The organism is Chromobacterium fluminis, from assembly GCF_011602385.1.
Classification (GTDB): domain Bacteria; phylum Pseudomonadota; class Gammaproteobacteria; order Burkholderiales; family Chromobacteriaceae; genus Chromobacterium; species Chromobacterium fluminis.
In genome coordinates this window covers 37732-56251 of record NZ_JAAOMA010000018.1, presented here as the reverse complement: position 1 = coordinate 56251, position 18520 = coordinate 37732, and the positions used below count along the sequence as shown (strand labels likewise).

The 18520-nt window shown below is 62.7% G+C and carries 15 protein-coding genes; 5 read left to right on the top strand and 10 right to left on the bottom strand.

The features are described from left to right. Nucleotides 1-332: 332 nt before the first annotated feature. Nucleotides 333-719, bottom strand: a complete 387-nt coding sequence (locus tag HA052_RS13960) for a DoxX family protein (protein ID WP_019103721.1) — start codon at nucleotides 717-719, stop codon at nucleotides 333-335. 103 nt (nucleotides 720-822) lie between these two features. Here HA052_RS13960 and HA052_RS13955 point away from each other — a divergent pair, with 103 nt between their 5' ends. Then, on the top strand, nucleotides 823-1707 hold the full coding sequence (locus HA052_RS13955; RefSeq protein WP_166452360.1) for a LysR family transcriptional regulator: 885 nt from the start codon (nucleotides 823-825) through the stop codon (nucleotides 1705-1707). A 29-nt stretch (nucleotides 1708-1736) separates the two neighbouring features. Here the strand turns inward: HA052_RS13955 and HA052_RS13950 are convergent, their stop codons facing one another. The 7 genes from HA052_RS13950 to flhB form a co-directional block, all read right to left on the bottom strand. Next, nucleotides 1737-2951 (bottom strand): cytotoxic necrotizing factor Rho-activating domain-containing protein, encoded by a 1215-nt coding sequence (locus tag HA052_RS13950; RefSeq protein WP_166452359.1) that lies wholly within the window; start codon nucleotides 2949-2951, stop codon nucleotides 1737-1739. A 373-nt stretch (nucleotides 2952-3324) separates the two neighbouring features. Continuing rightward, nucleotides 3325-4074, bottom strand: coding sequence for a flagellar motor protein (locus HA052_RS13945; RefSeq protein ID WP_081545394.1), 750 nt, complete (start codon nucleotides 4072-4074; stop codon nucleotides 3325-3327). 46 nt (nucleotides 4075-4120) lie between these two features. Next, nucleotides 4121-4867 (bottom strand): RNA polymerase sigma factor FliA, encoded by a 747-nt coding sequence (locus HA052_RS13940; RefSeq protein ID WP_081545393.1) that lies wholly within the window; start codon nucleotides 4865-4867, stop codon nucleotides 4121-4123. After that, nucleotides 4864-5748 carry a MinD/ParA family ATP-binding protein gene (locus HA052_RS13935; RefSeq protein WP_240937367.1) on the bottom strand — a complete coding sequence of 295 codons (885 nt, stop codon included), beginning with the start codon at nucleotides 5746-5748 and terminating at the stop codon, nucleotides 4864-4866. The genes HA052_RS13940 and HA052_RS13935 overlap by 4 nt, the downstream gene beginning before the upstream one ends. Next, nucleotides 5739-7220, bottom strand: a complete 1482-nt coding sequence (gene flhF, locus HA052_RS13930; RefSeq protein WP_166452358.1) for a flagellar biosynthesis GTPase FlhF — start codon at nucleotides 7218-7220, stop codon at nucleotides 5739-5741. The genes HA052_RS13935 and flhF overlap by 10 nt, the downstream gene beginning before the upstream one ends. Before the next feature lie 6 nt (nucleotides 7221-7226). Beyond that, a complete protein-coding gene (gene flhA / locus HA052_RS13925; RefSeq protein ID WP_081545390.1) occupies nucleotides 7227-9308 on the bottom strand; it encodes a flagellar biosynthesis protein FlhA in 2082 nt (693 codons plus the stop codon). 48 nt (nucleotides 9309-9356) lie between these two features. Then, on the bottom strand, nucleotides 9357-10514 hold the full coding sequence (gene flhB, locus HA052_RS13920; RefSeq protein WP_081545389.1) for a flagellar biosynthesis protein FlhB: 1158 nt from the start codon (nucleotides 10512-10514) through the stop codon (nucleotides 9357-9359). 128 nt (nucleotides 10515-10642) lie between these two features. Here flhB and HA052_RS13915 point away from each other — a divergent pair, with 128 nt between their 5' ends. Beyond that, nucleotides 10643-11437 (top strand): thymidylate synthase, encoded by a 795-nt coding sequence (locus HA052_RS13915; RefSeq protein ID WP_081545388.1) that lies wholly within the window; start codon nucleotides 10643-10645, stop codon nucleotides 11435-11437. Next, nucleotides 11434-11931, top strand: coding sequence for a dihydrofolate reductase (locus tag HA052_RS13910; protein ID WP_166452357.1), 498 nt, complete (start codon nucleotides 11434-11436; stop codon nucleotides 11929-11931). The genes HA052_RS13915 and HA052_RS13910 overlap by 4 nt, the downstream gene beginning before the upstream one ends. A 63-nt stretch (nucleotides 11932-11994) precedes the next feature. On the opposite strand, the gene icd is transcribed toward HA052_RS13910, so the two are convergent. Together icd and HA052_RS13900 are read right to left on the bottom strand one after the other, a co-directional pair. After that, entirely contained in the window at nucleotides 11995-13239 is a 1245-nt protein-coding gene (gene icd / locus HA052_RS13905; RefSeq protein WP_166452356.1) for an NADP-dependent isocitrate dehydrogenase, read from the bottom strand. A 183-nt stretch (nucleotides 13240-13422) separates the two neighbouring features. Then, nucleotides 13423-15660 (bottom strand): NADP-dependent isocitrate dehydrogenase, encoded by a 2238-nt coding sequence (locus HA052_RS13900; RefSeq protein ID WP_081545385.1) that lies wholly within the window; start codon nucleotides 15658-15660, stop codon nucleotides 13423-13425. A gap of 330 nt (nucleotides 15661-15990) precedes the next feature. On the opposite strand from HA052_RS13900, the gene HA052_RS13895 reads away from it, so the two are divergent. Next, complete coding sequence (locus HA052_RS13895; RefSeq protein ID WP_166452355.1) at nucleotides 15991-16635, top strand: pseudouridine synthase; 645 nt, start codon at nucleotides 15991-15993, stop codon at nucleotides 16633-16635. A 38-nt stretch (nucleotides 16636-16673) separates the two neighbouring features. Then, complete coding sequence (aceK, locus tag HA052_RS13890; RefSeq protein WP_166452354.1) at nucleotides 16674-18464, top strand: bifunctional isocitrate dehydrogenase kinase/phosphatase; 1791 nt, start codon at nucleotides 16674-16676, stop codon at nucleotides 18462-18464. The last annotated feature ends 56 nt before the right edge of the window (nucleotides 18465-18520 follow it).

The window sequence follows — 18520 nt, the reverse complement described above, 5'->3', positions numbered from 1 at the left end:
ACATTCATGGCGCGGCAACAGTACAGACGCTTACTGTCCAACTGGCGATATGATGCCAATATTGTAGTTTAACTACATCGAAATAACGGTGCAGCTTGATGGCAATCAAGAAATTGCGCAAGTAGGAATTCACGTATTTGCACTAGTTCGCGCGGAGACGATGGCGGAGGGACGAGGCTGGCTGCGACGGGGATTGATTTTGCGTGGAAATGCGAGTGTCTTGGCGGCGGGGCCCGAGGTCGGACGGCTGTTGCATTTTTGTTATGCGCGAAATGAAAAACGGCGGCCTTTTGGAGGGCCGCCGTCTTGGACACGCGTCAGGCGCCGTCGTTTCAGGCCTGGCGCTTGTTGTCGCCTAGAAAGAACAGGGCCAGCGAGCCGGCGATCAGGAAAGCCGGGTATTCCCAGCCGCCGCCTTCGTTGGCGAACATCCAGCCGTGGGCGCCGTGCACCAGCACGATGGTGCCGAGTAACAGCGGGGTCAGCGCCAGGGCCACCCAGCGGGCGAAGAAGCCGGACAGCAGCAGCAGGCCGCCGCCGACTTCGGCCAGGATGGCCAGGTAGCCGACGAAGCCGGGCAGGCCCAGGCTGGCGAAGTAGCCGGCGGTGCCGGCCGGGGTGAACACCAACAGTTTGAGCAGACCGTGGGACAGATACATCAGACCCAGCGACAGGCGCAGGATCAGGGTGCCGAGGGCGGGGTTTTGGAAGCGGTTCATGGTGGGTTCCAATCAAGTTTGCGATGGAGTGCATTTGACCATGTAGAGAAAACTCAATAAATCCGCTATTAATAAAAATATTGTTTACCAATAGGAAATGATCATGGACCGCTTTTCGGAAATCCGCGCCTTCGTTTGCGTGGCGGAGTTGGGCAGTTTCGTCGCCGCCGCCGAGCGGCTGGAGCTGTCGCGGGCGATGGTGACCAAGCTGGTGTCCAGTCTGGAAGGGCGTTTGGGCGTGCGGCTCATGCATCGCACCACGCGACGTTTGTCGCTGACCGAGGCGGGAGAGACCTATCTGGGGCAAGCCGGCGGCCTGTTGGCCGAGCTTGACGATCTGGACGCCCGTTTATCGCAGGGCGCCAGCAGTCCGGTGGGGCGCTTGCGGGTGTCGGCGCCGGTTTCCTTCGGCATGCGTTACCTAGGGCGCGCGGTGGCCGGTTTTCACCAGCAGTATCCACAGATCGAAGTGGAGCTCAACTTGAACGACAGACGGGTGGACTTGGTGGAAGAAGGCTTCGACCTGGGTCTGAGGGTGTCGAATCTGTCGGACTCCTCCTTGGTGGCGCGCCGGCTGGCGCGGATAAAAGATCTGGTCGTCGCCGCGCCCAGCTATCTGCAACGCTGCGGCACGCCGGCTACGCCGGCGGATCTGACCGGGCATCAGTGTCTGTTGTACGCGCTGACCGCGCAGCCCAATCTATGGGACTTCACCGCGCCGGACGGCAGCAGCGGCCGGGTCAAGGTCAAGGGCATGCTGCGAGCCAACAACGGCGACATCCTGACGGACGCCGCCGTCCACGGCATGGGGGTGATCCTGCAGCCGCGCTTTCTGGTGGAGCAGGGCCTGGCGGACGGCACGCTGGTCCCGTTGCTCAGCGATTACGACTGGCACTGCCTGGATTTGTCGGCGGTGTACCCGGCGCGGCGGCATGTGCCGGGCAAGGTCCGGGCTTTCGTCGATTACCTACAGCAGTTTTTCCAGTAGCGGCGGCTTGTCGCTGATTGGGCGTGGGCTCAAAGCTGACTCATGTCGACCGCGTAAATTTCGGCGTCCTGTGAATGAACGCCGCAGTTGTGATTGATCCGCATGCTGTCGCCCAGAAACTCGATGCTCAGACGGTCTCCCGTTTTCTTGAGCAGCGCCAGCGCGTTGCCGACGCTGGCCAGCTCCTGCGGCGAGGTTTTGCTGTAGTCAAAATGGCCAAGGCGGCTATGTTTGCCTAGGTCCAGGTTTTCGCCTTTGCCGCTGTACACCATCATCGCGTGCTCGAAATGTTCGTGAAGAAAGGCGGCCAGTTCGCGGTTATTGCCGACCGGATGGTCTGGCGGAGCTTGGTCGCCGCATAGCCGTCTATGGGCGTCGACAATGGAGCGTGCCCCATCGGTTGCCGTCTCCCATTGATCGTCGCCGTTTTTCACGGTTCCGGCGTGGTAGGCGTAGAGCATTCCCTCCTTCAGCGCGTAGACCATGGTGCAGCCGGAGAGCGCGCCGGCGCTGAACAAGCAGCAATCGCCGTCCTGCATCTTGCCGGTGTCGAACTTCATGCCCACCGTGCCCTGTAGGCCGTTGCCGATTTCAATCAGCCGCAGCGCGTCGCCAAACTGGAATTTATTGTAATGGTTGCCGATTGGGGTGCCGGGGATCAGTTCCTCCGCCTTGGTCTGGCCGCCGTGGTAGAACTTGATGAAGTCGGCGGAGATGGCGTCCTTGCCTTTTCGCTCTCCATCGCTGTCGTAGCGGATGCAGTCGACGACGCCGGCTGGGGCGGCTGTCTGGGAGCCTCCTTCGACGGAAAGCACTCCCTTGCCGATCAGTGGAGCCGCGCTGCCGGACAGCACTTGCGATTTATCCCGCTCGAACAAGAGCTTTTCTTGCGGCGAGGAGGTGGTGACGATTTTGTTCTGCCTGGCGTCCTGCCTGAAGTTCGCCGTGGGATCGCCGTATTTGGCGTGGTCGTGCACCACGCGGCTTTGGCTGATCAAGGCCTTTTTGGCGTGGTAAAGATTGGCTTGCGCGTTTGGGTCCTGGCAGAGCTGCCGGACGAAGGCCTTGGCGCGTTTGGTCTGGTCCGGGTGGAGCAGGCTGTGCAGCCGGCTGTTGTACACCACCAGGGCGCCGCTTTTGCTCAGGCCGAATCTCAGGTCTTGGGCTTTGCCCTGCTTGGCCGCCGGCTGTTGAAGCAATTGTTCGTAGATTGTTTTGATGGATATCGGGCTCGATATTTTCATCTGCTGTTCCAGGCGGAATAGGGGGTGGAGAGGGGCTTTCCCTCGCTGTGGCGCTGGGCCGGTGCGCGGGCGCTGCTTTGGTTTCGGGCCAGGGGGTCTGGCCGCGCCGACCATTGCAGCGAAAAAGGCGGGGCCTGTCTTTCAAAAAACGACGATGGGGAGGGGGCGGAGAGGAGGAAGGCGGCTGCTTAGAACCTGTTTACGATCCGCTACGCGTCGGCGATACGGCGTTGAAAGCGGCATTCAAAATGCTCATGTACCGTGTGTACACTCCGCTTTTTCAGCCGTTTTCGCCTTGTCTCGCCCTTGCTCGCGAGATCGTAAACAGGTTCTTAGGCCGCCGGCGGGAAAGCGCGCGCCGGGCGCGCGCTTTTTACTCGTGCATCGCCAGGAAGCCCTTGAGACGGCTTTCGATGATGCGCGGGTTTTCGCCGTTGGCGATGGAGACCAGGCCTTCCACCACCAGCTCTTTCAAGGCGACTTCCGAGGCGATCAGGTGCTTGAGCTTGTTGGCGATGGGCAGGAACAGCAAGTTGGCGGAGCCGACGCCGTAGACGGTGGCGACGAAGGCAACGGCGATGCCTGCGCCCAGTTTGGACGGGTCGGACAGGTTTTCCATCACGTGGATCAGGCCCAGCACCGCGCCCAGAATGCCCATGGTCGGCGCGTAGCCGCCGGCGGATTCCCAGATGCGCGCCGCTTGTTTGCGCGCGTGTTCGAACATGGAGATCTCCACGTCCATCACCGAGCGCAAGGTGTCAGGCTCCGCGCCGTCCACCAGCATTTGCAGCGCTTTCTTGATGAAGGGGTCTTTTTGCAGATTGATGTAGCCTTCCAGCGCCAGCAGGCCGCCCTTGCGCGCGGTCTGGCTCCAGTTAATGACTTCGCGGATCATCTTGTCGTGATCCAGCACCGGCGGCTGGAAAATCCATTTGAGCATGCGCACGCCGGCGGCGAATTGCTTGGGCGTGCTTTGCAGCATCACCGCGCTGACGGTGCCGCCAATGACGATCATGAAGGCGGTCAGCTGCATCAGGGAGCCGATGTTGCCGCCCTCCAGCGCCTGCCCCGCGATAATGGCGGTCAGGCCCATCAGAATGGCTACAATGCTTATCTTATCCACGCGAAGTTCCGGTTTTTAATGTTATGCCGCGTCAGGGCGCGGAGGGTCAGAGCCAGTCCTTGATGCGCGCGCGCAGCCGGGCGATGGCCTGGCTGTGCAGTTGGCTGACTCGCGATTCGGAGACGCCGAGCACCGCGCCGATTTCCTTCAAGTTCAATTCCTGCTCGTAATACAGGGACATCACCAACTGGTCGCGCTCCGGCAGCAGCTTGATGCCGTCTATCAGCGCCTGGCGGAAGCCGCCGTCGGCCAGCGCGGCGAACGGGTCCGGCGAGTCGTCGTCGGCGACATTGGCCACCGCGTCGGGCAGCGCGTCGCCGTCGTCGTTGGAAAAGTCTTCGAAATGCAGCAAGGTCATGCCGCGGCAATCGCCCAGCATGTCCTGGTACTGTTCCAGCTCCAGTCCCATTTGCGCGGCGATTTCCGATTCCAGCGGCGAGCGGCCCAGTTGGTGTTCCAGCTGGCGGACGGCATCCTCGATCTGGCGCGAGTGGCGGCGCGCCTGGCGCGGCATCCAGTCTTCGCGGCGCAGTTCGTCCAGCATGGCGCCGCGCACCCGCTGGCTGGCGAAGGTTTCGAACATCACGCCCTGGGCCGGGTCGAATTGGCGCGCGGCTTCGATCAGGCCGATGACGCCGACCTGGATCAGGTCGTCGATGTCGACCGAGGCCGGCAGGCGGGCGATCATCATGCCGGCCAGCTTCTTGACCAGCGGCGCGTAGGCCTCCACGTCGATCTCGGCGGGAGGCGAGGCGGCGGCGTAGCCGGTTCGGCGTAAGGACGGCAAGCTCATAGCGGTTTGACTCCATCCGCCTCGGCCCAGTCGCGCGAGGCGGCAATCAACAAATCCATGAATCCGGTGCCGCTGCGCGGCGTTTCCTGGGTGTCCCACTGCGGCAGCACCGCGGCCAGCTGAGAGAAGGCCATCGCGGCCTCGCTGTCCGGAAACGCCTCCATCAGCGGCCGGCGCAGCGTCTGGCTGCGGCGCACCGCGTTGTCCATCGGCACGAAGCCCACCCAGCGCAGCGACACCGACAAGAATTCGCCGGTGGCGGCGGATAGCCGGGTGAATAGTTCGCGTGCTTCCTCCAGATGGCGCGCGCGGTTGATCAGCACATTGAAGCGCTGGCGGCCGTAGCTGCCGGACAACCTCTTGATATTAGCGTAGGCCGTTGTCAGCGACTCCGCCGCCGGCGTGAGCACTAATACCAAATTGTCGGCCACGCTGGCCGGCACAGGATCGTGAGCGGGGCTGGGGGCGTCAACCAATAACACCGAGGCGTCGCGCTCCAGCGCGGCGAACTCGCTGCCCAAGCGCAGCCACAATTGGGCGGAGAACAGCGCGCGCTCTTCCGGGCGGGCGTAGAGATTGATCAACTGAATGCCTTGGCGCGAGCCCACCATCATCTCATCCAGCCCGCCCAGGGTCAGCACCTGGCTTTCCAGGGTGGCGGTGGTGGGCACGCCGAGCCGGCGCGCCTGCACCTGACCCAGCGTACAGTCCACCAGCAGCGGCCGCTGGCCGGCGTAGGCCAGACCCAGCGCCAGTTCAGTGGCCACAGTGCTGGCGCCGGCGCTGGCGGAACCGATGAAGGCGAAGCTGGGGGCGCGCGCGGATCGGGCGCTGAGCAGGCGGAGGCTGGCGGCTTGATCCTGCATCGCGCTTACAGCCATCCGGCTTGGGCCGCGTTCATGATGGGCAGTTCGTCGGCCTGAAGGGTGAAGGGGGAGTGCTGCTGCAGCGAACGCATCGCGCGGTCCACCAGGAAGCCGGCGTGGGCGGCGTGCAGGTCTTCCGGCACGCGCTGTCCGTTGGTGATGTAGAACAGACGCAGCCGGTTGCGGATGATCACGTCCAGGCTGGGGCCCATCGCCACGGATTCGTCAATTTTGGACAAGACGCAGCCGGTGAGGCCGTCGCCGCGATAGCGGCGCACCACGTCTTCCAGCGTCTGGCCGTCGGCGTTGGAGGCCAGCAGCAGCAGGCGTTCTATCGGCCGGCCGGCGGTGCGGAACATTTCAATCTGCGCCAGCACGCGGGCGTCGCGCTGGCCCATGCCCACAGTATCGATGAAGACGATGTGGCGGTTGGAAAGATCGGCCAAGGTCAGTTGCAGATCGCCTTCGTTCTGGATGGAAAACACCGGGATGCCGAGAATCTTGCCGTAGATGCGCAATTGATCCTGAGCGCCGATCCGGTAGCTGTCGGTGGTGATCAAGGCCACATGCTGGGCGCCGAAGCGCATGGTGGCGCGGGCCGCCAGCTTGGCCACGGTGGTGGTCTTGCCGACGCCGGTGGGGCCGACCAGCGCGAAGATGCCGCCGCGGTCCATGATTTCCTTGTCGGAGTCCGCGCACTTCAGGTTGTGCATCAGCGCCGAGCGCGCCCACTTGACCGCGACCTCGGCTTCGTACTGGGCCGGCATCTTTTCGATCAGCTGGCGGATCAGGTGGGCGGAAAAACCCATGGCCAGCAGGTGTTTGAACAACTCGAGGCGATTGGGCGCTTTGCCTTCCATATCGGACCAGGCGAAGCTGGCCAGCTGGCTTTGCAGCAGGCTGCGCAGCAGCTTGATCTCGTCGCCGATCTGCTTGAGTTCCTGAGCCATCACCTCCGGCTCCTCGCCGTTGTTCGCGACGGGAGGCGCGGCGGGGCGCGGCGGCGGGGCGCTTGGAGCCGGCGCTTGCGCGCGCGGCGCGGCGGCGGCTTGCGGCGAGGCTTGCGCGTACTGCGGCGGCGGATAGGACGGCCGGGGCGCGGCCTGGGGTTCCGGCGCGAAGGCCGGTTCGATGCGTTGGCGCGGTTGCTGCGCCTCGATGCGCGGCGGCGGCGGGCTGTCCAGCGGCTCCACCGGCATCGCGTAAGTGCGGGCGATGGCGCGGTTGACCGCCGCTCCTCCCGGGGTGGGCAGCGGCGAGGGCGCGCGGTTGACCACCGGCGGCGCGTTGCGCGGCGGGTGCTTGCTGGAGGAGGTGGCCAGGTTGGTGGCGAGGTTGGCGACGTCGGCGTCCGCCACCGCCATGATTTCCACCCCTCCGCCCATGGTGGGGCGGTTGGACAAAATCAGGGCGTCCGCGCCCAGTTCTTCTCGAACTTGTCTGAGCGCGTCACGCGTGGTTTTGCCGAAAAACTTTTTCACCACCATGTTCGATTAGCCCTTGCTTCCCCCAATTACAGCAATTATACGAATTGATTTATTGTCCGGTATCTCATTATGAGAAATAACACGCAGCTGCGGCAGCGCGCGGCGCAGGAAGCGCGCCAGCAAGGGCCGCAGCCCCGGCGCGGTCAAGAGTACCGGATTGTACCCTTGAATTTCCACTTGTTCGGTTTCCTGGGCGGCGCTGGCCAGCAGATTTTCCGCCAGGCCGGGTTCCAGGCCTCCTCCGGTCTTGGATTGCACCGCCTGCATCAGCACATTTTCCAATGTCGGCTCCAGGGTCATCAAGGGTAATTCTTGCTCGCCGGGGAATAATTGCTGAACGATGACGCGGGACAAGGCGGTGCGAACGATATTGGTCAGCTCGTCGATGTCCTGAGTGGTGGCCACGTGATCGGCCAGTGTTTCCAGTATGGTGCGGAAATCGCGGATATGGATGCCTTCGGTCAGCAGCTGTTGCAGCACTTTCTGCAGCGTGCCTACCGGCACCACCTTGGGCACCAAGTCTTCGATCAGCTTGGGCGACTCCTTGGCCTGGTGATCGATCAAGGCCTGCACTTCCTCGCGCCCCAGCAATTCCGCCGCGTGGGTCTGCAGCAAGTTGGAGATATGGGTGGCCACCACGGTGCTGGCGTCCACCACGGTGTAGCCCAAGCTCTGCGCCTCTTCGCGCTTGCCGGCGTCTATCCAGATCGCGGGCAGGCCGAAGGCCGGATCGGTGGTGGGGGTGCCGGCCAGTTCGCCGTTGACCCGGCCCGGATTGATGGCCAGATATTGGCCGATGAAGGCTTCGCCTATGCCCAGTTCCACGCCCTTAAGCAGGATGCGGTAGGCGTTGGGCTTGATTTCCAGGTTGTCGCGGATATGGACGGGCGGCACCAGGAAGCCCAGCTCCTGAGCGATCTTCTTGCGGATGCCGCGGATGCGGCGCAGCAGTTCCCCGTCTTGGCTGCGGTCCACCAGCGGAATCAGTCGATAGCCCACTTCCATGCCCAGTTGGTCCACATGCTGCACATCGTTCCAGCTGACTTCCGTCGTGGTGTGTTCCGGCGGCGGCGCGGCCTGTTGTTGCTGCTCGGCCTGCAGCGCCTCGGCTTTCTGGCGCTTCTCCATCACTCGGCCCAGCAGGCCCAGGCTGCCGGCGATCAGCAGGAAGGAGAAGTGCGGCATATTGGGAATCAGGCCGACCATGCCTATCACCGCGGCGGTGATGTACAGCACTTGCGGCTTGGTGAACATCTGGCCGAGGAATTGCTCGGACATGTCCTTGTCGGTGCCCACGCGAGACACCACGATGCCGGCGGCGGTGGAGATGATCAGAGCGGGGATTTGCGCCACCAGACCGTCGCCGATGGTCAGCAGAGTGTAGGTCTTGGCGGCGACGCCGGCGTCCAGATCATGCTGGACCATGCCGACGATCAGGCCGCCTACGATATTGATGACGATGATCAGGATGCCGGCCATGGCGTCGCCGCGCACGAATTTGGAGGCACCGTCCATCGCGCCGAAGAAGTTGGCTTCCTCCGCGATGGTGGAGCGACGCGTGCGCGCCTCGTCCTCGCCGATCAAGCCGGCGTTGAGGTCGGCGTCGATGGCCATCTGTTTGCCGGGCATCGCGTCCAGCGTGAAGCGGGCGCTCACTTCGGCGATGCGACCGGCGCCCTTGGTGATCACCACGAAGTTGATGATGGTGATGATGACGAACACCACGATGCCGATGGCGACGTTGTCGCCGATCAGGAAGTGGGCGAAGGACTCGATCACCTTGCCGGCGGCGTCCGGCCCGGAGTGCCCCTCTAGCAGGATCACCCGGCTGGAGGCTACGTTCAGCGACAGCCTCAGCAGGGTGGTGACCAACAGCACGGTGGGGAAGGCGGAAAAGTCCAGCGGTTTGCGCACGTTGATCCCCACCAACAACACGATCACCGAGACGGCGATGTTGAAAGTGAAGAAAATGTCCAGCAGCACCGGCGGCAGCGGCAGCACCATCATCGCCAGAATCAGGATGATGAGTACGGGGCCGGCCAACTGGGTGACTTTGAAGCGCTTCAGTATGTCTAGTATGGAGTCCATGCTGGATTTATGGCTCAAGCCGGTCGAATCGGTTCGTCGACCTTATCATTATGGTGGCGTCGCATCTTGCTGGCGTTTGCTTTGCGGGTCAAGTTCGGCGGGCACGTCCAACTGGTCCGGGAACACCGGGGCCAGGCCGCCGTTGTCCTGGTAGCTCTTGAGCTGGAACACATAGGCTAGCACTTGGGCGGCGGCGGCGTAGAGCTTGGCGGGGATGTCGTCGCCCAGCTCTGCGTGGAAGTACAGCGCGCGGGCGAAGCTGGGTGAGCGCATGACAATGACGTGGTGCTCTTTGCCGGTGTCTATGATTTTTTCCGCTAGCTTGAGCGAGCCCTTGGCCACCACTTGCGGCGCGCGCATGCCGTCGTCGTACTTGATCGCCACCGCGTAGTGGGTAGGGTTGGTGACGATGACGTTGGCGCTGGGGATCTCCTGCATCATGCGTTTGCGGGCGGCTTCGCGCTGCATCTGGCGGATGCGGCCTTTGACCTCGGGCGAGCCTTCGGCTTCCTTGTATTCCTGCTTGATCTCTTCCTTGGTCATGCGCAGTTTCTTGTGATAGCTCCACAACTGAAACGGCACGTCGATGGCCACCAGCAGAATCATCGCCGAAGTCACCACGAAGAAGGTGGTGATGATCATATCGGTCATCTTGGCGATGCCGGTGGGCAGGGGCATGGAAATCAGGCCGATGATCTCGGCGCGCTCGCGCCAGATGAACCAGGTGGCGATGCCGCCGATCAGCACGCTCTTGAGAATGGCCTTGAGCGCCTCGGTGGCGGCGTTGACGGAGAACATGCGCTTGATGCCGGGCAGCGGGTTGAGTTTGCTGAATTTGGGTTCGATCGCTTTGAAGGTGAGGTTCCAGCCGCCTACCAGCATGGGCACGAACAGTGCCACCAGCGCCAGGCCGGTCAGCAACGGAGCCAGGCTCCACAGCGCGCTGAAAATGGTTTCCTTGAAGCGAGTCAGCGCCGGCTCCACATTGTGCACCGTGGTCTGGTCGAAGGTGAGCAGGGCGCGCATGGTCTGCGCCAGATTGGCGGCGATATGGCCGCCCTGAGCCATCAGCAGCGCCACGCCGGCCATGGTGATGGCGAAGGTGGTCAGTTCGCGGGAGCGGGGGATATTGCCGTCTTCGCGGGCGAGGCCCAGCCGTTTCGCGGTGGCGGGTTCGGTGCGTTCGAGGTCGGAATCTTCAGCCATGTCCGGTGTTTCATGCTTCTGTCTTGATTTTAAAGAGAATGGTAGCCGAAGCGGCGAGGCCGGGCCAGCTTTTCCGAGGCGGCTTCAAGTCGGGTACAATGGCCGGCATCAAAGATGGAATGAACACAATGCGACAGTATCTCGACCTGATGCGCCATGTGCTGGAACATGGCCACGACAAGTCCGACCGCACCGGCACCGGCACCCGTTCGGTATTCGGCCACCAGATGCGCTTCGATCTGCAACAGGGCTTTCCGCTGATCACCACCAAGAAATGCCATCTGCGTTCCATCATCCACGAACTGCTGTGGTTCCTGTCCGGCGACACGAATATCCGCTATCTGAAGGAAAACGGCGTATCGATCTGGGATGAGTGGGCCGACGAAAACGGCGACCTGGGGCCGGTCTACGGCTACCAGTGGCGCAGCTGGCCGGCGCCGGACGGCCGCCACATCGACCAGATCGCCAATGTGGTGGCGATGATCAAGAGCAATCCGGATTCGCGCCGCTTGATCGTGTCGGCCTGGAACCCGGCGCTGGTGGATGAGATGGCGCTGCCGCCCTGCCACAGCCTGTTTCAGTTCTACGTGGCCGACGGCAAGCTGTCCTGCCAGCTCTATCAGCGCTCCGCCGACATCTTTCTGGGCGTGCCCTTCAATATCGCCAGTTACGCCTTGCTGACCATGATGATGGCGCAAGTGTGCGGGCTGAAGGCGGGCGATTTCGTCCACACGCTGGGCGACGCGCATCTGTACAGCAACCATCTGGAGCAGGCCGCGCTGCAGCTGTCGCGCGAGCCGCGCGCCTTGCCGACGCTGAAACTCAATCCGCAGGTCAAGGACATCTTCGGCTTCCAGTTCGAGGATTTCGAACTGGAAGGCTATGACCCGCACCCGCACATCAAAGCGACGGTGGCGGTATGACGGCGGCGGGGAAGCCGCGCTTGACCCTGGTGGCGGCGATGGCGGCCAAGCGGGTGATAGGCATAGACAACCGCTTGCCTTGGCATCTGCCGGAGGATCTCAAGCACTTCAAGGCGGTGACGCTGGGCAAGCCGGTGATCATGGGCCGCAAGACCTGGGATTCGATCGGCCGGCCCTTACCGGGCCGCCGCAACATCGTGGTGACGCGCCAAGCGGACTGGCGCGCCGACGGCGCGGAAGCCGCGCATTCGTTGGAGCAGGCGCTGGCTCTGGCCGGCGAGGTGGAGGAAGTGTGTTTGATCGGCGGCGCCGAGTTGTACCGCCAGGCGATCGCCAGCGCGGACTGCCTGCGGCTGACCGAGATCGCCGGAGAGTATTCGGGCGACGCCCATTTCCCCGAGGTGTCCGCCGAACTCTGGCGCGAGGACAGCCGCGAGGCGCACGTCAGCGCCGACGGCCTGGCTTACGCCTTCGTCGATTACCTGCGGCGTTGAGGCCGGGTCCCCAAATCAAAAAGCCCGCGGTGACGCGGGCTTTCTCATGGCCGTGGCCGATGGCTACATGCGCGCGATCATCGCGTCGCCAAAGGCGGAGCAGCTGACTTCTACGGCGCCGTCCATCAGGCGGGCGAAGTCATAGGTCACCTGCTTGTCGGCGATGGCGGCTTCCATCGCCTTGATCACCAGATCGGCGGCCTCCTTCCAGCCTAGGTGACGCAACATCATCTCCGCGGACAGGATCAGCGAGCCGGGATTGACTTTGTCCTGGCCCGCGTATTTGGGCGCTGTGCCGTGGGTGGCTTCAAACACCGCGTATTGATCCGAGATGTTGGCGCCGGGCGCAATGCCGATGCCGCCCACCTGCGCGGCCAGGGCGTCGGAGATGTAGTCGCCGTTCAGGTTCAGCGTGGCGACCACGTCGTATTCGGCCGGACGCAGCAGGATTTGCTGCAAGAAGGCGTCGGCGATGGTGTCCTTGATCACGATGTCGCGGCCGGTCTTCGGGTTTTTGAACGCGCACCACGGGCCGCCGTCGATCGGCGTCGCGCCGAACTCGTCCTTGGCCAGGGCATAGGCCCAGTCGCGGAAGCCGCCCTCGGTGTGCTTCATGATGTTGCCCTTGTGCACGATGGTCACGCTCTTGCGGTCGTTGTCTATCGCGTAGCGGATGGCGGCGCGCACCAGGCGCTCGGTGCCGTCCTTGGACACCGGCTTGATGCCGATGCCGGAGGATTCTGGAAAGCGGATCTTTTTCACGCCCATTTCATCCTGCAGGAAGGCGATCACCTTCTTGGCGGCGTCGCTGCCCGCTTGCCACTCTATGCCGGCGTAGATGTCTTCGGTGTTCTCTCGGAAGATCACCATATCGGTCAGCTCCGGCTGTTTCAGCGGCGAGGGCACGCCCTTGAAGTAACGCACCGGCCGCACGCACTGGTACAGGTCCAGCTCCTGGCGCAGCGCCACGTTCAGCGAACGGATGCCGCCGCCCACCGGGGTGGTCATCGGGCCTTTGATGGACACCGAATACGTTTTCAACGCGTCGAAGGTTTCTTTTGGCAGCCATTCATCCGGGCCGTAGAGCCGGGTAGATTTTTCGCCGGCGTACACTTCCATCCAATGAATCTTCTTCCGGCCGCCATAGGCTTTGGCCACCGCGGCGTCTATCACCTTGATCATCACTGGGGTGATGTCCACGCCTATGCCGTCGCCTTCGATGAAAGGAATGATCGGATGATCGGGCGCCGGCCGGCCGGGGGTAATCTTCTCGCCGTCTGCCGGAACCTTGATATGGGTGACGCTCATGCTTTTTCTCCTGAGGGTGGTGTGCGCGACGGCACGCCGCTGGGCAAGCCCGTATTTTGATTATCCATGAAAAAATCGTGAAAAGCTTGCCGCCGGCGCCGCTGGCACGGCGCAAAAAAAACGCCAAGACATCTGTCTTGGCGCTTTGTCGGGCGGGAAGTTCCCGCCGGGACAGGGAGGGACTTAGCCGAGCACGGCGGCCAGCGCGGCGTTGAAGCTGGCGCTCGGGCGCATCACCGCGCCGCACTTGGCCGCGTCGGGATGGTAGTAGCCGCCGATGTCGGCCGCTTTGCCTTGCACTGCCTTCAGCTCGTCCAGAATCTTCTGCTCCTTGTCGGCCAGATTCTGGGCGAGCGGGGCGAAGCGGGCCTGCAGCTCTTTGTCGTCGGACTGTTCAGCCAGCGCCTGGGCCCAGTACAGGGTCAGATAGAACTGGCTGCCGCGGTTGTCCAGCTCGCCGGTGCGGCGCGACGGGGACTTGTTCTCGTCCAGCAGCTTGCCGGTGGCGAGGTCCAGCGTTTTGGCCAAGACCTTGGCCTTGCCGTTGCCGGTCTTGATGCCCAGCTCTTCCAAGGACACCGCCAGCGCCAGGAACTCGCCCAGGCTGTCCCAACGCAGATGGTTTTCTTCCAGCAATTGCTGCACGTGCTTGGGCGCGGAGCCGCCCGCGCCAGTCTCGTACATGCCGCCGCCGGCCATCAGCGGCACGATGGACAGCATCTTGGCCGAGGTGCCCAGTTCCATGATGGGGAACAGGTCGGTCAGGTAGTCACGCAGAATGTTGCCGGTCACCGAGATGGTGTCCAAGCCGCGCGCCACGCGCTCCAGGGTGTAACGCATCGCGCGCACCTGGGACATGATGTGGATTTCCAGGCCGCTGGTGTCGTAATCCTTCAGGTAGGCGTGCACCTTCTTGATCAGCTCGTTTTCGTGCGGGCGGTACGGGTCCAGCCAGAACACCGCCGGCATGCCGGAGTTGCGGGCGCGGGTGACGGCCAGCTTGACCCAGTCGCGGATAGGCGCGTCCTTCACCTGGCACATGCGCCAGATATCGCCTTGCTCGACGTTCTGCGACAGCAGCACTTCGCCGGTGGCGAGGTCGACGATGTTGGCGACGCCGGCTTCCTGGATTTCGAAAGTCTTGTCGTGGGAGCCGTACTCCTCGGCCTTCTGCGCCATCAGGCCGACGTTGGGCACGGTGCCCATGGTCTTGGGATCAAAATTGCCGTGCCATTTGCAGAAGTTGATCATCTCCTGGTAAATGCGGGCGAAGGTGGATTCCGGCATCACAGCCTTGGCGTCGTAAGGTTTGCCGTCGGCGCCCCACATCTTGCCGCCGGTGCGGATCATCGCCGGCATCGAGGCGTCCACGATCACGTCGTTGGGCGAGTGGAAGTTGGTGATGCCCTTGGCCGAATCCACCATGGCCAGGCGCGGACGGTGCTCCTGGCAGGCGTGCAGATCGCGGATGATTTCTTCGCGCTTGGAAGCCGGCAGGGTTTCGATCTTCTCGTACAGGGTGGCCATGCCGTTGTTGACGTTGACGCCCAGCTCCTCGAACAGCTTGCCGTGCTTTTCGAAGGCTTCCTTGTAGTAGATCTTGACGCAGTGGCCGAACACGATGGGGTGGGACACCTTCATCATGGTGGCTTTGACGTGCAGGGAGAACAGGATGCCGGATTCGCGGCAGTCTTCCATTTCACGCTCGTAGAAGTCGCACAGCGCCTTCTTGCTCATGAACATGGAATCGATGATCTCGCCGGCCTGCAGCGCGACTTTGGGTTTGAGCACGATGGTCTGGCCGTTCTTGGTGGTCAGTTCCATCTTCACGTCGCGCGCCTTGTCCAGCGTCATCGACTTTTCGCCGTGGTAGAAGTCGCCGTGGTGCATGTGGGAGACGTGAGTCTGCGACCATTGCTTCCATTCGCCCATTGAGTGCGGATGCTTCTTGGCGTAGTTCTTCACCGCCAGCGGCGCGCGGCGGTCGGAGTTGCCTTCGCGCAGCACCGGGTTCACCGCGGAACCCAGGCATTTGGCGTAGCGGTCCTTGATCGCTTTGTCGGCGTCGGAGGCCGGGTTTTCCGGATAGTCCGGCAGCGGGTAGCCCTTGGCCTGCAGTTCTTTGACGCAGGCGATCAATTGGGCCACGGAGGCGCTGATATTGGGCAGCTTGATGATGTTGGTGTCGGGGTGCTGGGTCAGCTTGCCCAGTTCGGCCAGCGTGTTCGGCACTTTCTGTTCGTCGGCCAGATAGTCGGGGAATTCGGCCAGGACGCGCGCGGCCAGCGAAATGTCCGCGGTGGCGATTTCAATGCCGGCGGAGCCGGCGAAGGCTTGCACGACCGGCAGAAAGGCGCTGGTTGCCAGCGCCGGCGCTTCGTCGGTCAGTGTGTAGATGATTTTGGGCTGTTCCGAAGGCATTACTCTATCTCCTTTTATCTTGTGACGACAGAACGATTGCGCAGGGCGCTGCCGGCGCATGGAAAGACCTTGGAAAGGCGGATGGCGGCCCAGACGACGCGGCCTGAACACGATCCGGAGACTCTCTGGCAATTTTCAAAAGCGAATTATACCTCTCCGCGCGCGCTTGGCTCGCTGCGCATTTGAACTTTTATGCTTGATAACTGCGCGGCGGCGGTTCGAATGCGAATTATAGGCCGCGCGCGGAGCGCCTTCGCCGGCAAACTTGCGGCGCGCGGCGGCCGGCTCTTGTATCATTCGCCTCATTCTTTTCTCGCCGTTCTTCATGCCATGTCCCGACTCATTCTGCTCAATAAGCCCTACGGCGTCATCTGCCAGTTTTCCGAGCATCCCAAGCATCCGACGCTCAAGTCCTGCGTGCCCTTGCCTGACGTGTATCCGGCGGGCAGGCTGGACACCGACAGCGAAGGCTTGCTGCTCTTGACCGGCGACGGCGAATTGCAACACCGCATCGCCAATCCGCGCTGGAAGCTGCCCAAGACCTATTGGGTGCAGGTGGAGGGGCTGATCCGCGAGGAACAGCTGGAGCAATTGCGCCGCGGCGTCGACCTGGGCGATTTCACTACCCAGCCGGCGCAGGCGCGGCGCATGGACGCGCCCGCGCTATGGGAGCGCACGCCGCCGGTGCGTTTTCGCAAAACGGTGCCGGACGGCTGGCTGGAGATCGTTATCAGCGAGGGCAAGAACCGCCAGGTGCGGCGCATGACCGCCAAAGTGGGGTTGCCGACGCTGCGCCTGGTGCGGGCGGCGATAGGGCCGTGGACGCTGGACGGCCTGCTGCCGGGGGAGATGCGCGAGCTGGAGGTGGATCTTGCGGATTTGCCGCGGGTGTCGCATGCTCAGCGCATCGTCAAGCCCGGCGCGCAGCCGCGCGGCGCCGGCGGTTTCCGGCGCGGAGGCCCGCGCAAGCCCTGAGCGAGGGCGCGGCCGTTGGCGACCCAGAGGGCGAGCGCATGCAGATTCCCGAGTACTACAACCCGGTGGCGCGCGATATCGCGCAGGCGCTGGTGGACGGCTTCGACAAGCATTATCGCCTGTTCCGCGAGTGCAATCGCGGCGCCAAGGATTTGTTCGAGTCCGGGGACTGGCAAGGGGTGCAAAAGGCGGTGCGCGACCGCATCCAGTTCTACGACGAACGGGTGGCGGAAACGGTGGCGCGGCTGCATGGCGAGTTCCACGCCGATCTGCTGGACGACGAGATCTGGCAGCAGGCCAAGCTTTACTTCATCGGCCTGTTGGCCAATCACAAACAGCCGGAGTGCGCGGAAACCTTCTTCAACTCCGTGTTCACCCGCATCTTGCACCGCGATTACTTCAACAACGACTTCATCTTCATCCGCCCGGCGATCTCCACCGAGTACATCGAATCCGATCCGCCGTCCTACCGTAGTTACTACCCGGCGCGCGACGGCCTGCGGCAGGCCTTGAGGCGCATCGTCGAGGACTTTGGCTGGCGGCGGCCGTTCACCCGGCTGCGCCGGGACGTCGCGCTGCTGTTGCGGCAGGCGGAGTCCTTTCTGGAGGGGCGCTGGCCGCAGCCGGAGGCCAATTGTCAGATCCAGGTGTTGTCGTCGCCGTTCTACCGCAACAAGACCGCTTATGTGTTCGGCAAGGTGATCAACGGCGGCGCGCACTATCCGTTCGCCGTCCCGGTGTTGCACGATGAGCTGGGCGGGCTGTACCTGGACACTATGCTGTTGGAACCCTGGCGCATCGGCATACTGTTCTCCTTCAGCCGTGCTTACTTCCTGGTGGATATGGAGGTGCCGTCCGCTTATGTGCAGTTCCTGCGAGGCATGCTGCCGGGCAAGACCAAGGCCGAGCTCTACACCATGCTGGGGCTGCAGAAACAGGGCAAGAACACCTTCTACCGCGACTTCATCCAGCATTTGAAACATTCCAACGACAGCTTCGTTATCGCGCCCGGCATCCGCGGCTTGGTGATGCTGGTGTTCACGCTGCCGTCCTATCCCTATGTGTTCAAGCTGATCAAGGACGTGTTCGGCGGACCCAAGGAGGCGGACCGGGCCACGGTGAAGGCCAAGTATCAGTTGGTGAAGCGCCATGACCGAGTGGGGCGGCTGGCGGATACGCTGGAGTTTTCGAATGTGGCGTTTCCCAAGGCGCGCTTCACCGAAGAATTACTACGGGAGCTGCGTGAGCAGGCGCCGTCGATGATGGAGGAAGGCGCGGAGCAAGTGGTGATCAAGCATCTGTACATTGAGCGGCGGCTGAAGCCGTTGAATCTTTACCTGATGAGCTGCGAACCGGCGGAGAAGGCCCGGGCGGTGCGCGATTACGGCTTGGCGATCAAGGAGCTGGCGGCGGCCAATATTTTCCCAGGCGACATGCTGTTCAAGAACTTTGGCGTGACGCGTTACGGGCGGGTGATTTTCTACGATTACGACGAGATCGAATACTTGAGCGACTGCCATTTCCGGCGAATTCCAGAGGCGCCTAACCCGGAAATGGAGATGTCCGGCGAGGTCTGGTACCCGGTGGCGCGCAACGATGTGTTTCCCGAGGAGTTCGGCGTTTTTCTGTTGGGCGACGCCGAGGTCAGGCAGGTCTTTTTGCGCCATCACCGGGATTTGCTGAGTCCCGAGTTTTGGCAGCTGCGCCAGCGCCGCGTCCGCGCCGGCCACATCGAGGATTTTTACCCCTATCCGGAGGAGATGCGTTTCATCAACACTTATCCGCGTTTTTACCGGCGGGAGCGGGCGGTCTTGCCGCGGGAAGATTAAAGCAAGAAAAACGGGGAAGCTTTCGCTTCCCCGTCTTGGGTGTTGAACGCGGGCGA

Bases quoted from the DNA above. Each gene is read 5' to 3' on its own strand.
- aceK (WP_166452354.1), top strand. From the start codon at position 16,674: ATGCAGATTCCCGAGTACTACAACCCGGTGGCGCGCGATATCGCGCAG.
- icd (WP_166452356.1), bottom strand. From the start codon at position 13,239: ATGAGCGTCACCCATATCAAGGTTCCGGCAGACGGCGAGAAGATTACC.
- flhA (WP_081545390.1), bottom strand. From the start codon at position 9,308: ATGGACTCCATACTAGACATACTGAAGCGCTTCAAAGTCACCCAGTTG.
- HA052_RS13950 (WP_166452359.1), bottom strand. From the start codon at position 2,951: ATGAAAATATCGAGCCCGATATCCATCAAAACAATCTACGAACAATTG.
- HA052_RS13915 (WP_081545388.1), top strand. From the start codon at position 10,643: ATGCGACAGTATCTCGACCTGATGCGCCATGTGCTGGAACATGGCCAC.
- HA052_RS13955 (WP_166452360.1), top strand. From the start codon at position 823: ATGGACCGCTTTTCGGAAATCCGCGCCTTCGTTTGCGTGGCGGAGTTG.
- HA052_RS13960 (WP_019103721.1), bottom strand. From the start codon at position 719: ATGAACCGCTTCCAAAACCCCGCCCTCGGCACCCTGATCCTGCGCCTG.
- flhF (WP_166452358.1), bottom strand. From the start codon at position 7,220: ATGGTGGTGAAAAAGTTTTTCGGCAAAACCACGCGTGACGCGCTCAGA.
- HA052_RS13910 (WP_166452357.1), top strand. From the start codon at position 11,434: ATGACGGCGGCGGGGAAGCCGCGCTTGACCCTGGTGGCGGCGATGGCG.
- HA052_RS13935 (WP_240937367.1), bottom strand. From the start codon at position 5,748: ATGGCTGTAAGCGCGATGCAGGATCAAGCCGCCAGCCTCCGCCTGCTC.
- HA052_RS13940 (WP_081545393.1), bottom strand. From the start codon at position 4,867: ATGAGCTTGCCGTCCTTACGCCGAACCGGCTACGCCGCCGCCTCGCCT.
- flhB (WP_081545389.1), bottom strand. From the start codon at position 10,514: ATGGCTGAAGATTCCGACCTCGAACGCACCGAACCCGCCACCGCGAAA.
- HA052_RS13895 (WP_166452355.1), top strand. From the start codon at position 15,991: ATGTCCCGACTCATTCTGCTCAATAAGCCCTACGGCGTCATCTGCCAG.
- HA052_RS13900 (WP_081545385.1), bottom strand. From the start codon at position 15,660: ATGCCTTCGGAACAGCCCAAAATCATCTACACACTGACCGACGAAGCG.